The 14,134-nt window shown below is 72.7% G+C and carries 10 protein-coding genes; 6 read left to right on the top strand and 4 right to left on the bottom strand.

Going from position 1 to position 14,134, the window contains the following annotated elements; all coding sequences use genetic code 11:
• Positions 1-24: 24 nt before the first annotated feature.
• The 3 genes from macS to IF29_RS0101395 all read left to right on the top strand — a co-directional run bounded on the left by macS (position 25) and on the right by IF29_RS0101395 (position 3,069).
• Positions 25-1,224 carry a MacS family sensor histidine kinase gene (macS, locus tag IF29_RS0101405; RefSeq protein ID WP_030248457.1) on the top strand — a complete coding sequence of 400 codons (1,200 nt, stop codon included), beginning with the start codon at positions 25-27 and terminating at the stop codon, positions 1,222-1,224.
• A 71-nt stretch (positions 1,225-1,295) separates the two neighbouring features.
• Positions 1,296-1,943 carry a response regulator gene (locus IF29_RS0101400; RefSeq protein WP_030248455.1) on the top strand — a complete coding sequence of 216 codons (648 nt, stop codon included), beginning with the start codon at positions 1,296-1,298 and terminating at the stop codon, positions 1,941-1,943.
• 100 nt (positions 1,944-2,043) lie between these two features.
• Positions 2,044-3,069, top strand: coding sequence for a 6-phosphofructokinase (locus tag IF29_RS0101395; protein ID WP_030248453.1), 1,026 nt, complete (start codon positions 2,044-2,046; stop codon positions 3,067-3,069).
• Between the two features lie 7 nt (positions 3,070-3,076).
• Here the strand turns inward: IF29_RS0101395 and IF29_RS0101390 are convergent, their stop codons facing one another.
• From IF29_RS0101390 to IF29_RS0101380, 3 genes are all read right to left on the bottom strand, one after another.
• Positions 3,077-5,377, bottom strand: a complete 2,301-nt coding sequence (locus tag IF29_RS0101390; protein ID WP_030248451.1) for a protein kinase domain-containing protein — start codon at positions 5,375-5,377, stop codon at positions 3,077-3,079.
• A 139-nt stretch (positions 5,378-5,516) separates the two neighbouring features.
• Positions 5,517-8,690, bottom strand: coding sequence for a S41 family peptidase (locus IF29_RS0101385; RefSeq protein ID WP_030248450.1), 3,174 nt, complete (start codon positions 8,688-8,690; stop codon positions 5,517-5,519).
• A 121-nt stretch (positions 8,691-8,811) separates the two neighbouring features.
• Positions 8,812-10,761: an anthranilate synthase family protein gene (locus IF29_RS0101380; RefSeq protein WP_030248448.1), complete on the bottom strand. Its 1,950-nt coding sequence runs from the start codon at positions 10,759-10,761 to the stop codon at positions 8,812-8,814.
• 292 nt (positions 10,762-11,053) lie between these two features.
• Between IF29_RS0101380 and IF29_RS0101370 the strand changes: the two genes are divergently transcribed.
• A complete protein-coding gene (locus IF29_RS0101370) occupies positions 11,054-12,418 on the top strand; it encodes a class II 3-deoxy-7-phosphoheptulonate synthase (protein WP_030248445.1) in 1,365 nt (454 codons plus the stop codon).
• A 126-nt stretch (positions 12,419-12,544) separates the two neighbouring features.
• The gene (locus IF29_RS0101365; RefSeq protein ID WP_030248444.1) at positions 12,545-12,787 is read left to right on the top strand and encodes a (2Fe-2S)-binding protein; all 243 of its coding nucleotides are present in this window, start codon (positions 12,545-12,547) and stop codon (positions 12,785-12,787) included.
• Between the two features lie 23 nt (positions 12,788-12,810).
• On the opposite strand, the gene bfr is transcribed toward IF29_RS0101365, so the two are convergent.
• Entirely contained in the window at positions 12,811-13,290 is a 480-nt protein-coding gene (gene bfr / locus IF29_RS0101360) for a bacterioferritin (RefSeq protein ID WP_030248442.1), read from the bottom strand.
• A 137-nt stretch (positions 13,291-13,427) separates the two neighbouring features.
• Here bfr and IF29_RS0101355 point away from each other — a divergent pair, with 137 nt between their 5' ends.
• A complete protein-coding gene (locus IF29_RS0101355) occupies positions 13,428-14,066 on the top strand; it encodes a sulfite oxidase-like oxidoreductase (RefSeq protein ID WP_030248440.1) in 639 nt (212 codons plus the stop codon).
• The last annotated feature ends 68 nt before the right edge of the window (positions 14,067-14,134 follow it).

Genomic DNA, 14,134 nt, shown 5'->3' with positions numbered 1-14,134 from the left:
CGACGGAGCATCAGGGGGCGCAGGGTGGGGACCGAGGAGCGCGCCGCGGGGGTCTTCTCCGTGGAGCAGCCGCTGTGGCGGGCGGTGACCGCCTTCCGCCTGCTCACGCTGCTGTACGCGGTGGGCCGCTACGCCGGGAACGCGCACCACTACAGCCATCCGGCCGCGGCCTGGGCCTACATGGCGGTGCTCACGGTGTGGACCTTCGCCACCGTGCGGGTGTTCTCCACCAAGGCGCGCTGCGGCTGGTGGTGGCTCTGGGCCGACCTGGCGCTGGTGGTCGTCGGCATACTGCTGACCCGAAGCTTCGACCAGGCGGCCAGCGTGGACGCCAACGACGTGACCCTGCCGACGGTCCGTGCCGCCGCCACCGTGCTCGGCTTCGCCGTCATGGGCGGCTGGCGCCCGGCCGCCCTGGCCGGACTGCTGGTCGGCCTGGCCAACATCGGCGAGCGGGGCCGGGTCACCTCCAGCAACGCCCACAACATCGTGCTGCTGATGCTGGCCGGGGTGGCCATCGGCTACGTGGTCGAGCTGGCCCGCGCCAGCGAGCAGACCCTGGCCAGGGCGCTGGAGATCCAGGCCGTCACCCGGGAGCGGGAGCGGCTGGCCCGGGACATCCACGACGGGGTGCTCCAGGTGCTGGCGATGGTGCAGCGGCGCGGCGCCGAGGTCGGCGGCGAGGCCGCGGAGATCGGCCGGATGGCCGGTGAGCAGGAGATCGCGCTGCGGGCACTGATCGCCGAGGGCCTGGTGCCCAATCCCTCCTACGAGGCCCCGCGCCGCCCGCTGCACCGGCCGGAACCGGGCGAGCCGCAGGACCTGCGGGCCCTGCTCACCCCGCTGGCCGGCTCCCGGGTGACGGTCTCCGCGCCGGGGACGCCGGTGCTGCTGCCCGGCCGTGCGGCGACCGAGCTCAGCGCCGCTGTCGGTGCCGCGGTGGACAATGTGCGCAAGCACGCGGGCGAGCAGGCGCACACCTGGATCCTGGTCGAGGACGAGCCGGACGAGGTGGTCGTCAGCGTCCGCGACGACGGTCCCGGTTTCGCTTGGGAGCGGTTGGGAGAGGCCGAGCAGGAGGGGCGGCTCGGGGTCTCCCAGTCGATCCGCGGCCGGTTGCGGGATCTGGGCGGCAGCGCCGAGATCAGCTCGGCCGCCGGTCAGGGCACCGAGGTCGAGCTGCGGGTGCCCCGTCAGCGAGTCGAACGAGGGAGCACGAAGTGACGGCCGAACAGACTACGGGTGGTCAGCCGACGGACGGTCAGCCGGCCGACGGCGAGCAGGCGATCCGGGTGATGGTGGTGGACGACCACCCGATGTGGCGCGAGGCGGTCGCCCGTGACCTCGGCGCGGCCGGCTGCCGGGTGGTGGCCACCGCGGGGGACGGGCGCGAGGCGGTGCGCCGGGCCCCGGCCGCCGCGGCCCAGGTCGTCGTCCTCGACCTCAACCTGCCGGACCTGCCCGGGGTCGAGGTCTGCCGCCAGCTGATGGCGCACGACCCGGCGCCCCGGGTGCTGGTGCTCTCCGCCAGCGGGGAGCACGCCGACGTGCTGGAGGCGGTGAAGTCCGGCGCCACCGGTTACCTGGTGAAGTCGGCCAGCCGGGAGGAACTGCTGGACGCGGTGCGCCGCACCGCCGTCGGCGACCCGGTGTTCACCCCGGGGCTGGCCGGGCTGGTGCTGGGGGAGTACCGCCGGCTGGCGGCGGAGCCGGTGGCGGCCGGCTCCCGCAGCCCGGCCGCCCCGCAGCTCACCGACCGGGAGACCGAGGTGCTGCGGCTGGTCGCCAAGGGCCTGGCCTACAAGCAGATAGCCGACCGGCTGGTGCTGTCGCCCCGCACCGTGCAGAACCATGTGCAGAACACCCTCGGCAAGCTCCAGCTGCACAACCGGGTGGAGCTGGTCCGCTACGCCATCGAGCGCGGCCTCGACGACGAGGGCTGACCGGTCCCGGTCAGCCCGCCCCGTGCACAGCAGGGTGCATCCGTCCCGCCCGCCGCTACCGTGAAGTGACAGTTCGTCATACTCAGGGGAGGGGACGGATATGCGGATCGGCGTGCTCACCGGCGGCGGGGACTGCCCGGGGCTCAACGCGGTCATCAGGGGGGTCGTCCGCAAGGGCGTCGAGGTCTACGACTACGAGTTCACCGGCTTCCGGGACGGCTGGCGCGGCCCGCTGGAGGGCGCCACCCTGCCGCTCGGCATCCCCGAGGTGCGCGGCATCCTGCCGCGCGGCGGCACCGTTCTGGGCTCCTCGCGCACCAATCCGCTCAAGGTCGCCGACGGCATCCGCAAGGTCAAGGAGAACCTGGACAAGTACCGGGTGGACGCGCTGATCGCGATCGGCGGCGAGGACACCCTCGGGGTGGCCGCCACCCTGCACGACAACGGCGTGAACGTCGTCGGCGTGCCCAAGACCATCGACAACGACCTCAACGCCACCGACTACACCTTCGGCTTCGACACCGCCGTCAACATCGCCACCGAGGCCATCGACCGGCTGCACACCACCGCCGAGTCGCACCGCCGAGTGCTGGTCATCGAGGTGATGGGCCGTCACGCCGGCTGGATAGCGCTGCACTCGGGCATCGCGGGCGGCGCCAATGTGATCCTCATCCCCGAGCAGCGCTTCGACATGGACCAGGTCTGCGCCTGGGTGGAGCAGCGCTTCCGGATCAACTACGCGCCGATCGTGGTGGTCGCCGAGGGGGCGATGCCGGTCGAGGGCCAGATGGTGCTCAAGGACGACACTAAGGACGCCTTCGGCCACGTCCGGCTGTCCGGCATCGGGGAGTGGCTGGCCCACGAGATCGAGGCCCGCACCGGCAAGGAGGCGCGAACCACGGTCCTCGGGCACATCCAGCGCGGCGGCACCCCCAGCGCCTTCGACCGCTGGCTGGCCACCCGCTTCGGACTGCACGCCATCGACGCGGTGCACGACGGCGACTACGGCACGATGGTGGCGCTGCGCGGCACCGACATCGTGCGGGTGCCGCTGGCGGACGCCACCGCCCGGATCAAGACCGTCGAACCCGCGCTGTACTCCGAGTTCGACGTCTTCTTCGGCTGACGGCCGATCAGACCGGCGGCAGGGCGTGCACCTCGTCGCCGACCACTCCGTAGAGCAGTGTGCCGTCGGTGGCCAGCCACCAGTCCTTGTCGTTGGAGGTGGTGCGGTAGTTCCAGAGGATCTTCCCGTTCTTCCGGTCGATCGCGTAGACCCCGTTGCCGCCCACGAACGAGCCGGTGAACAGGGTCGGCCCGACCACGACCAGGGTGGAGGTGAACGGACCGTCGGGGACGACGCACTCCCACTGCTGCGAGCCGGTGGCCGCGTTCAGCGCGACCACCCGGTCGCCGCGCAGGTCGGCCGCGTAGAGGACGCCCTCGGCGATCGCGGGTACGCCGAAGGAGCCGCCGCTGGAGTCCTTGGCCGACAGCACCTGCTTGCCGTCGGCCACGGTGAAGCCCAGCAGCTGCGGGCCGCCGACGTACAGGTCGCCGCCGACGATCAGGGGGTCGACCTGGGACTGGAAGTTCTTCAGCCCGAAGTCCTTGGACCAGAGCTGCACCCCGGTCGTGGTGTCCCGGACCACGATGTTGTTCTGGTCGTTGGTGTACACCAGGTACTTCCCCGCGACGCTGCCGGTGACCTGGTCGTCGGCCGAGGCCTTGCGCATCTGGGTCCAGGCGACCTTGCGGGTCTGCAGGTCGACGGCGATCACCGCCTTGGTGGTCGGGTCGCCGATGGTGATCACCGCCTTGCCGTTGGCGTCCAGCGGGTACTTGCTGCCGAGCAGGTAGGCGCGCTTGTCGTCCACCGCCAGGACGGAGGTGAAGGCCAGGGCCGCCGGCTCCAGCAGGTGCCAGCGCTCGGCACCGGTGGTCGGATCGGTGGCGATGAGGGCCGGCTCGTTGGTGGCGGTGTACCCCACCGAGACGACCACCCCGGCACCGATGCCGATCGGCGGCGAGGCGAAGGCGGAACCCAGCTCCGGGCCCTGCCACTGCTGCTTGCCGCCGCGCGCGTCGATCGCGGTCAGATTGGCCCCGCTGACCAGCAGCGTGCCGTGGTACGGGACCACCGGCACCTCAGCCAGGCTGCTGCCCTTGTAGACCCAGACCGGCGCCGGGGCCACGCCGGGCGCGTGGGTGGCGTAGCTGGGGGCGGCCGTGGTCGGGCCGGCGGAACGGCTCGCGGTGGTGGCGGTGGGGCTGTGGGTGGGGCCGGGGGTGGGGCCGCTGCCGCCCGAGCCCCGGGTGAGGGCCAGCGCCACCCCGCCGCCGACGACCGCGACGGCGCCGACCGAGAGGGCGCCGGTCAGCACCCGGCGCCGGCCCGGGGTCGCAGGGGCCACCGCGGTCGTCCTGAGCGGCGCCGGCCCCGGGGCCGGCGGCGGGGTGCGGCCGAGCACGGCCGTGTCCGGGCTGGCGCCGGTCGCCGGCCCGAGCAGCACGGTCCCGCTGTCGGCGGGCCCGGCCTCGGGGGCCTCCATGTCCATCACCCGCGCCGCGTGCGAGGCGATGTCCGAGGCCACCTCGGCGGGCAGCCAGGCGGTGCGCAGCAGGGTGGGGGTGCCCGCCGGGGCGAGCAGCCGGGAGAGCTCCGCCGGGGTGATCCGCTCCGCCGGTTCCTTGGCGAGACAGGCCCCGACCGGCTCGCGCAGCGAGGGCGGCAGGTCGTCGAGGTCCGGGGCCTCGTGCACCACCCGGTAGAGCAGCGAGGCGACCGAGTCGGAGCCGAAGGGGCCGTGCCCGGTGGCGGCGAAGGCCAGCACCGAGCCCAGCGAGAAGATGTCGCTGGCCGGGCTGACGGCCCGGCCCGAGGCCTGCTCCGGCGACATGAACCCCGGCGAGCCGACGACCACGCCGGTGCTGGTCAGCGCCCCGCCGTCGAGGGCGCGGGCGATCCCGAAGTCGATCACCCGCGGGCCGTCCGCGGACAGCAGCACGTTCGACGGCTTGAGGTCGCGGTGCACCAGTCCGGAGCCGTGGATCGCCTGCAGGGCCTCGGCGAGGACCGCGCCCAGCACGGCCACCGAGCGCTCCGGCAGCGGGCCGTGGGCGTCCACGGCCTCGGCCAGGGAGGGGCCCAGGACGTAGGCGGTGGCCAGCCAGGGGGTCGCCGCGTCGTGGTCGTAGTCCACGACCGGCGCGGTGTAGGCGCCGGAGACCGACTGCGCGGCCTCGACCTCGCGGCGGAACCTGCTCCTGAAGTCGGCGCTCTCCGCGAGCTCCGGGCGCACCACCTTCACCGCGACGGTCCGGCCTCCGCCGGAGCGGGCGAGGTACACCCGGCCCATCCCGCCGGCGCCCAGACGGGCTATCAGCCGGTAGGCGCCGATTGCTGCTGGATCATCACTTTCCAATGGCTGCATGTGCGTTCCCCCGTTGCTGTGCCGATGTTGTGGGACAGATTAGGGGTACGTTGCGGGCTTCCCTTTGCGGGGGTTGCTGTTGCGCAGTTCCCCGCGCCCCTACAGGGGCGCGGGGAACTGCGCATACGGACGGAAACCGTTACAACGGCGGCAACCCCGGCGGGGTGACCGCAGGAGTCGTCTCCAGCGCCCGGAGGGCGATGCGGACGGCCTCGTCCAGCTGCGGGTCGCGCCCCGCCGCCCAGTCCTCGGGGGTGCAGACCACCTCGACGTCCGGGTCCACCCCGTGGTTCTCCAGCCCCCAGTCGTAGCCCTCGAACCAGGTGCGGAACCGCGGCTGGGTGACCCCGGTGCCGTCGACCAGCCTGTAGTGGCCGTCGATGCCGACCACCCCGCCCCAGGTCCTGACGCCGACCACCGGGCCCAGGCCGTAGGCCTGGAACGCGGCGTTGATGTTGTCGCCGTCCGACCCGGAGAACTCGTCCGCGACCGCTACCAGCGGCCCCCGCGGGGCGTCCTCGGGATACCTCGGGTGCGGCCTGAACCCGCGGATCGTCTGCCATTTGACGACCCGTCGGCGCAGCTTCTCGACGACCAGCTGCGAGGTGTGGCCGCCCCGGTTCTCGCGGGTGTCCACGATCAGGCCGGCCTGCGAGGACTCGGTGTGCAGGTCGCGGTGCAGCTGGGCCCAGCCCGGGCTCATCTGGTCGGGCAGGTGCAGATAGCCGAGCCGTCCGCCGGACAGCTCGCGGACCCGGGCCCGGCGGCCGGCCACCCAGTCGTGGTAGCGCAGCGGCTCCTCGTCCGCGAGCGGCACCACCACCACGGAGTACTCGCCGCCCTCCGCGGTGCCCAGGGTGAGCTCGACCGGCTTGCCCGCGGTGCCGGCCAGCAGCGGGGCCGGGCCGGTGACCGGGTCGACCGTACGGCCGTTGACCGCCAGGACCGCGTCCCCGGCCCTGATCCCCAGGCCCGGGGCGGCCAGCGGCGACCGCGCGGCCGGATCGGAGCTCTCGCCGGGCAGGATCCTGACGATCCGCCAGTTCCGGTCCCCGTCCTCGGAACGGGCCAGGTCGGCCCCCAGCAGTCCCAGCCGCCGGGCGTCCGCCACCTCGCGGGCCCTGGGCTGCACATACGCGTGCGAGGTGCCGAGCTCGCCCTGGATCTCCCAGAGCAGGTCGACCAGGTCGTCATGGCTGCCGAGGCGGTCGACCAGCGGACGGTAGCGCTGCTGCACCGCCTCCCAGTCGACCCCGCCCAGGTCCACCCGCCAGTAGTTGTCCCGCATCAGCCGGGCCGCCTCGGCGACCATCTGCCGCCACTCGGCCGGCGGGTCGAGGGTGATCCTGATCCGGTCCAGGTCCACGGTGACGGACTCGACCCGGTCGTCCTCGGCCGCCTTCCGGTCGGCAGGGACGACCCGCAGCTTCTTCCCGTCCACCAGGGTCAGCCTGGTGCCGTCGCCGGAGACGGCGTAGCGGTCGACGGCCTCGGCCAGGGTGTCCAGCCGGCGGGCGGCCAGGTCGAAGTACTCCAGCGAGGTCCGCTTGGCCGGGGTGTCGGGGGTGGCCTTGGCGTTCCCCAGCATCCCGGTCAGCGGGCGGTGCAGCCAGCTGAAGCCGCCCCTGACCGCCCGCAGGGCCTCGTAGCGGCCGGCCTCGACCGGGAAGGGGACCACCCGGGCGGCGATCCCTTCGGTGTCGACCCGGATCGCCGCCGCGTCGGCGGCAGCCTCCTCCTCGGGCTTGCCCGGCCTGCGGCCCTGCGGCAGCGGGTCGAACGGGGAGAGCGTGTCGGCGGTCAGCAGCGCCAGGTAGGGACGGCAGGCGACCGGGAAGGAGAGGTCGAAGACGTGCTCGTCGTAGACCGGGTCGAACTCGCGGATCGACAGGAAGGCCAGGTGGCGCCCGTCGGCGCTGAAGGCGGGGGAGTGGTCGTTGAAGCGCACCGGGGTGACCTCGGTGACCGCGCCGTCGGCGAGCCGGGCCAGCCGGATCTGGCGCAGCCGTTCGTTGAGGTCGGCGCCGTGCGACCAGGCCAGCCAGGCCGAGTCCGGCGAGAAGACCAGACCGGTCGCCTGCACGGCCTCGCTGCGGTCCAGCTCCCGCACCTCCCCGTCCGCGACCGTGACCAGCAGCACCCGGCCGTCCCGGTCGGCGACGGCCAGCACCGCGCCGTCCGGCGAGGCGACCAGTTCCTCGACCCGGCCGAGCGCCCCCACGGCGACCCGGCGGCCGTCGGAGAAGTCCAGGCCGTCCTCGCCCTCGGCGTCGGTGACCCAGACCGACGCCCCGTCAGGCAGTGGCTGCGGCAGCCGGTTGCGCACGCCGGGCGCGTCCGCGAGCACGCGCGCCGGTCCGTCCTGGTGGGTGACCCGGTGGACGGTGCCGCGCACCTCGACCAGGCTGGACCGGCCCTCGGCGTCGGGGGACACCGTGCCGAGGTGGTCCGCGGCGGCGACCGGGCGGCGCCGGCGGGCGGTGCTCGGGCCGCCCAGGTCGAACTCGATCCGGCGCGGTCCGGCGCCGTCGAGGCCGTCGAGGCTGTCCACCAGCCACAGCGCGCCGGCCCGCTGGAAGACCACCCTGCTGCCGTCGGTGGACGCGTTGCGGGCGTAGAACTCGTCCTGCTCGCTGTGGACCCGCAGGTCCGACCCGTCCGGAAGGCTGGACCAGAGCCGGCCGACGCCGTCGTGGTCACTCAGGAAGGCGATCCTGCCGCCGACCCACATCGGCGAGTCGATGTTCCCGTCCAGTCCTTGGTGGACCCGCTGGAACGCGCCGTCCGTGCCCAACCAGAGCTTGCCGGCCCTCCCGCCGCGGTAGCGCTTCCAGTGCGCCGGCTCCCGGCCGCCGTTGGCCGTGCTCAGCAGCGCACGCGAGCCGCCGGGCTCCAGCGCCAGCCCGGCCAGCCGTCCGTACGGCAGTCGCCGGGCTGGACCGCCGTCCAGCGGCACCGCGAAGGCCCAGGGGTGGGCCCGGGACATCTGCCCCACGCTGCTCAGCGCCAGCGGTTCGCCCTCGGGGGTCCAGCCGAGCACCGCGGTCTGGGCGCTGCCCCAGTAGGTCAGCCGCCGTGCGGGGCCGCCCTCGACCGGCGCGACATGCACCTCCGGCGCGCCGTCGGCGGTCGAGGTCCAGGCCAGCAGCGACCCGTCAGGGGAGAAGCGCGGCCGCGACACGGGCACCTGATCGGCACTCACCCGCCAGGCCCTGCCCCCGAAGGGGGCGACCCAGACGTCGTCCTCGGCCACGAAGGTGACTGCGTCACCGTGGATGTGCGGATACCGGAAATAGCCATCAGCAAAGGTCACTGAGGCACCTTAACCGGAGCGTTGTTCGAAGGTGCGGCGTCGTCGTGGTCGGCCGCGCAGTTCCCCGCGCCCCTGCAGGGGCGCGGGGAACTGCGCGAAGACCAGCCACGGCAGCGCCGCGCTAGACCACCGACCGCTCCCCGAGCCCCGCGAGCATCCCGGCCACGATCCCCACCCCGTCCAGCGTCAGCACCGACTCCGGATGGAACTGCACCCCCGCGAACCCCGGCCCCCGCAGCGCGAAGACGTCACCCGTCACCGCGTCACGGCTCACCTCGATGCCCCGGGCCGCGAGCCGCGCGACATCGCCCGCGTCGCAGACCGCCGTGAAGGTGTTGTAGAAGCCCACCGTCCGCGCCGTCCCGAACAGGTCGATCCGTTCCTGCGCGCCCTGGTACGGCACCGCCTTGCGCCGCAGCGGCAGGCCCAGTGACGCGCACAGCAGCTGATGGCTCAGGCAGACCGCGAGCAGCCCGCCGGGGCGTCCGGTCGCCATCAGCTCGCCGACCACGCCCTGCATCCGCCGCATCTTCGGGTCCGTCAGATCGGCCGGGTCGCCCGGGCCGGGGCCCAGCACCAGCGGACCGGTGTGCGCGGCGACCGCCTCGGCCAGACCGGGGAGGTCGTAGCGGCGGACGGTGACCCGGTGGCCCAGCGAGCGCAGCAGATGCGCCAGCATCGAGGTGAAGGTGTCCTCGCAGTCGATCACCAGGACGTGCTGCGGATCGGCCGGGACCGGCGCCGCGGTCTGCATCCGCAGCCAGAACGGCGCCAGATTGCCGCGCCTGGCGTCCAGCGCGGCCTGCACCCGGTGGTTGTCGGCCAGTCGCGGTGCCCGCCCCGCCCCCGCCACCCCGGCTCCGGCCCGGGCCGGGACCGCGCCGATCGCGGCGAGCACGCCCGCCGCCTTGGCGTGCGTCTCGGCGACCTCCGCGTACGGGTCGGAGTGCCGCACCAGCGTCGCGCCGACCCGCACCGCGAGCCGCCCGCTGGCCGGGTCGATGTCGGCGGTGCGGATCAGGATGGGGGAGTCCAGCGTCTGGCCGCCGCCCGAGGTGCGGCCGACCAGCGCGAGCGCGCCCGCGTAGTAGCCGCGTCCGGTCGGCTCGTAACGGGAGATGACCCGGGTCGCGTTCTGCAGCGGGCTGCCGGTGACGGTGGCGGCGAACATGGTCTCCCGGAGCACCTGGCGGACGTCCAGGGTGGTGCGTCCGCGCAGCTCGTACTCGGTGTGGGCGAGGTGGGACATCTCCTTGAGGCGCGGGCCGAGCACCTGGCCGCCGAGGTCGCCGACCGCGCACATCATCTTGAGCTCCTCGTCCACGACCATGGTGAGCTCCTCCAGCTCCTTGGGGTCGTTCAGGAACGCGAGCAGCGACTCCAGGCCGGGGCCCTCGGCCGGGTAGCGGTAGGTCCCGGAGATCGGGTTCATCACCACCGTCCCGCCGGCCTGCCGGACATGGACCTCGGGGCTGGCCCCCACCAGGACCCGGTCCCCGGTGTGCACCAGGAAGGTCCAGTAGGCCCCGCGCTCCTGCTCCAGCAGCCGCCGGAACAGGGTCAGCGCCAGCGCCGGGGAGAAGTCCCGCAGGGTCCCGGTGAAGTCGCGGCGGACCACGAAGTTGGCGCCCTCGCCCCGGCCGATCTCGTCCTCGATCACCCGCCGGACGATCTCCGCGTAGGCGTCGTCGTCGAGGTCGAAGCCGCCGTCGTCCAGCTGGACCGGGAGCTGCGGCAGCGCGGCCCGCAGCTCGGCCAGTGGCAGGGCGAAGGACTCGCGCACCCGCAGCGCCTGCAGCGGGGTGCCGTCGTCGCGGGCCTCGAAGCCGCGCTCGCGCAGCTGCCGGTAGGGGACCAGGGCCAGCAGGTCGTGCACCGGGACGCCGGGCGGCCCCTCGGGCAGCGGCAGCTGCGCCAGCGTCTCGTAGCAGCCGACCTCGCCGAACAGCACCTCGACGGTGTCCGGGGCGAGCCGGGGCGTGCGGCGGTGCAGCAGGGCGAACGGCTCGTCGGCGGCCGCGAGCCTGGCGACCAGGGCAGCGGCATCGACCGGAGCAGTGGGGTTGGTCACAGCGGGGACCTTTCCGAGGGAGGTGCGGCGGCGGGAGGGGTGCCGGCCGGCTCGGGGCGGTGTCCGCTGGAGAACGCAGAACGGCCGCCCCGAGGGGCGGCCGTTGAGTCTGCGTGGGAACGCGCGATCAGTGGGCCGCCTCGGGGACGGTCCACCACCAGGAGTAGGTGTGCTGCGTGTTCACGCGGTCGACCTTAGCGGATCGGACGGCGCTGGGGCAGGAGATCCGCGGCATGTCTCAGCCTGCGGGCGTTGGGACATTTCGGTTGCGTTACCCCGTAGCCTTGGCGCTGTGACCGTGAACGTTGAAACCCACCCCGAAGGGGACTCGGCCCAGGGCTTCTCCTGGCAGTCCCTTCCCGCGGCGCAGCAGCCCGAGTGGCCGGACCCCGAGGCTCTGCGCAAGTCCCTTGCGGACCTCGCCTCCTATCCGCCGCTTGTGTTCGCCGGCGAGTGCGACCAGCTGCGCACCCGTCTCGCCGCCGTGGCCAAGGGTGAGGCGTTCCTGCTCCAGGGCGGCGACTGCGCCGAGGCCTTCGACGGCGTGTCGGCGGACCAGATCCGCAACAAGCTGAAGACCCTGCTGCAGATGGCCGTGGTGCTCACCTACGCCGCCTCCGTCCCGGTGGTCAAGGTCGGCCGGATCGCGGGCCAGTACTCCAAGCCGCGCTCCAAGCCCACCGAGACCCGCGACGGCGTGACCCTGCCGGTGTACCGGGGCGACTCGGTGAACGGCTTCGCCTTCACGCCCGAGGCCCGCCGCCCCGACCCGGAGCGGCTGAAGCGGATGTACAACGCCTCCGCCTCCACCCTCAACCTGGTCCGCGCCTTCACCACCGGTGGCTACGCCGACCTGCGCCAGGTGCACGCCTGGAACCAGGACTTCGTCCGCAACTCGCCCTCCGGGCAGCGCTACGAGCGCCTGGCCAAGGAGATCGACAGCGCGCTGTCCTTCATGAACGCCTGCGGGGTGGACCCGGAGGAGTTCCGCACGGTCGAGTTCTACTCCTCGCACGAGGCGCTGGTGCTGGACTACGAGACGGCGCTGACCCGCACCGACTCGCGTACCGGCAAGCTCTACGACGTCTCCGGCCACATGGTCTGGATCGGCGAGCGCACCCGGCAGCTGGACCACGCCCACATCGAGTTCGCCTCGCAGATCAGCAACCCGATCGGGGTGAAGCTGGGCCCGACCACCTCGGTGGACGAGGCGCTGACGCTGATCGACCGGCTGGACCCGGAGCGCGAGCCGGGCCGGCTCACCTTCATCACCCGGATGGGAGCGGGCAAGGTCCGCGACAACCTGCCCCAGCTGGTGGAGAAGGTCACCGCGAGCGGCGCGGTGCCGGTGTGGATCTGCGACCCGATGCACGGCAACACCTTCGAGGCGGAGACCGGGCACAAGACCCGCCGCTTCGACGACGTGCTGGACGAGGTCAAGGGCTTCTTCGAGGTGCACCGCGCCCTGGGGACCCACCCCGGCGGCATCCACGTGGAGCTGACCGGTGACGACGTCACCGAGTGCGTCGGCGGCGGCGACGAGGTGTTCGTCGACGACCTGCACCAGCGCTACGAGACGGCCTGCGACCCGCGGCTCAACCGCAGCCAGTCGCTGGACCTGGCATTCCTCGTGGCAGAGATGTACCGGGGCGCCTGAGACCCGACCGGTGTGACGAAGACCCCTTCGATTCCGCGGAAGCGGAACCGGAGGGGTCTTTTAGCACCCGTCCGGATTGGGTAAGGTTAGCCTTAGCTCAACCGGACGCCATCGGGAAGGACCGTCATGTACGTGTGCGTGTGCCATGCGGTCACCGAACAGCGCGTCCGCGAGGAGATCGCCTCCGGGGCCTCCACGCCCCGCCAGATCGCCAACGGCTGCAAGGCCGGCACCGACTGCGGCTCCTGCGTCCGCCGGATCCAGTCCATCCTCGGCCACGAGGGCGCCCGCCCCTGCCCCACCGCCCGCCTGGCCGCCCTGCTCGGCCTGCCGGAGCCCGCGCAGCAGGACGGCGCCGAGGCGGCCTGACCGCAGGTCCGCCGCCGGACGGCTCAGCTGTCGGGCTGCTCGATGAGGGACTGGATGTAGAGCGGCTCGCCCAGCTTGTCCAGGAGTTCGAGCTGGGTGTCCAGGTAGTCGATGTGGTGCTCCTCGTCCTTGAGGATGTGCTCGAAGATGTTGGCCGAGGTCACATCGCCCTTCGCCCGCATCACCACGATGCCGCGCCGCAGCCGGTCGATCGCCTCCACCTCGACCTGGCGGTCCGCCTGGAACATCTCGCCGACGGTCTGGCCCACCCGGATGTGGAACAGCCGCTGGTAGTTGGGCAGCCCCTCCAGGAAGAGGATCCGGTCGGTGAGGATCTCCGCGTGCTTCATCTCGTCGATGGACTCGGAGCGGGTGTACTTCGCGAGCTTGGTCCAGCCGAAGTTCTCCTGCATCTTGTAATGCAGAAAGTATTGATTGATCGCGGTCAATTCGGCAGTCAGCTGCTCATTGAGGAACTCGATGACCTCTGGGTCGCCCTGCATCGTTCGCACCCTTTCTATGCCGCTCAAGACGGTCGTGCGCATCGTTCCACCGCGGACCGGCGAGTTCCAGTAAGGTCACACTCGCCTCCGGGGTCCCCGTGTGCTGTCGTCCGGCCGCGATCTGTCACCATGGAGGCATGGGTCAGTCCGAGAACGAGCAGGCCAGGGCCCAGGAGCCCGGCGCGGGGGAGCTCCCGCCGGGGCAGCGCCTGCAGCGCGGATGGCCGGTTCTGCACTACGGCCCCGTGCCCCGTTTCAAGCCTTTGACGTGGGAGTTCCAGGTATTCGGAGCAACGGCCTCCGGCGACAAGCACAGCTGGAACCACGAGGGATTTATGACCCTCCCGAGAACCACGGTCACTGCCGATCTTCACTGCGTCACGCGTTTCAGCATGCTCGGCAGCCGCTGGGGCGGGGTCTCCACGGCGACCGTCCTCGAACTCGCACCGCCGGCCCCGGACGTCACCCATGTGATGGTATGGGCCGAGTACGGCTTCAGCTCCAACCTGCGCCTCGCGGACTTCGCCGACCCCTCCTCCCTCTTCGCCACCCACCGCAACGACGAGCCGCTGACGGTGGAGCACGGCTTCCCGGTCCGTATGGTGGTCCCCCACCTCTACGCCTGGAAGGGCCCCAAATGGGTCCGCGGCGTCGAGTACATGACCGCCGACCGCCGCGGATTCTGGGAGGAGCGCGGCTACCACAACATCGGCGACCCCTGGGCCGAGCAGCGCTACTCCTACCAGGAGGTCCCGGGCGACGGCCCGGAGCTCTGACCCGGCCAGTCGGCCGCCCGGCCGCAAAAACGGTTGCCCGCCCCGGCCCGCCGTCGGCAGGATCGAGG

The organism is Streptacidiphilus jeojiense (assembly GCF_000719095.1).
GTDB classification, from domain to species: Bacteria; Actinomycetota; Actinomycetes; order Streptomycetales; family Streptomycetaceae; genus Streptacidiphilus; species Streptacidiphilus jeojiensis.
This window is presented reverse-complemented; position numbering and strand designations above follow the sequence as displayed.

Coding starts and splice junctions, on each gene's coding strand:
- IF29_RS0101395 (WP_030248453.1), top strand. CDS start 2,044: ATGCGGATCGGCGTGCTCACCGGCGGCGGGGACTGCCCGGGGCTCAAC.
- IF29_RS0101365 (WP_030248444.1), top strand. CDS start 12,545: ATGTACGTGTGCGTGTGCCATGCGGTCACCGAACAGCGCGTCCGCGAG.
- bfr (WP_030248442.1), bottom strand. CDS start 13,290: ATGCAGGGCGACCCAGAGGTCATCGAGTTCCTCAATGAGCAGCTGACT.
- IF29_RS0101355 (WP_030248440.1), top strand. CDS start 13,428: ATGGGTCAGTCCGAGAACGAGCAGGCCAGGGCCCAGGAGCCCGGCGCG.
- IF29_RS0101390 (WP_030248451.1), bottom strand. CDS start 5,377: ATGCAGCCATTGGAAAGTGATGATCCAGCAGCAATCGGCGCCTACCGG.
- IF29_RS0101400 (WP_030248455.1), top strand. CDS start 1,296: ATGGTGGTGGACGACCACCCGATGTGGCGCGAGGCGGTCGCCCGTGAC.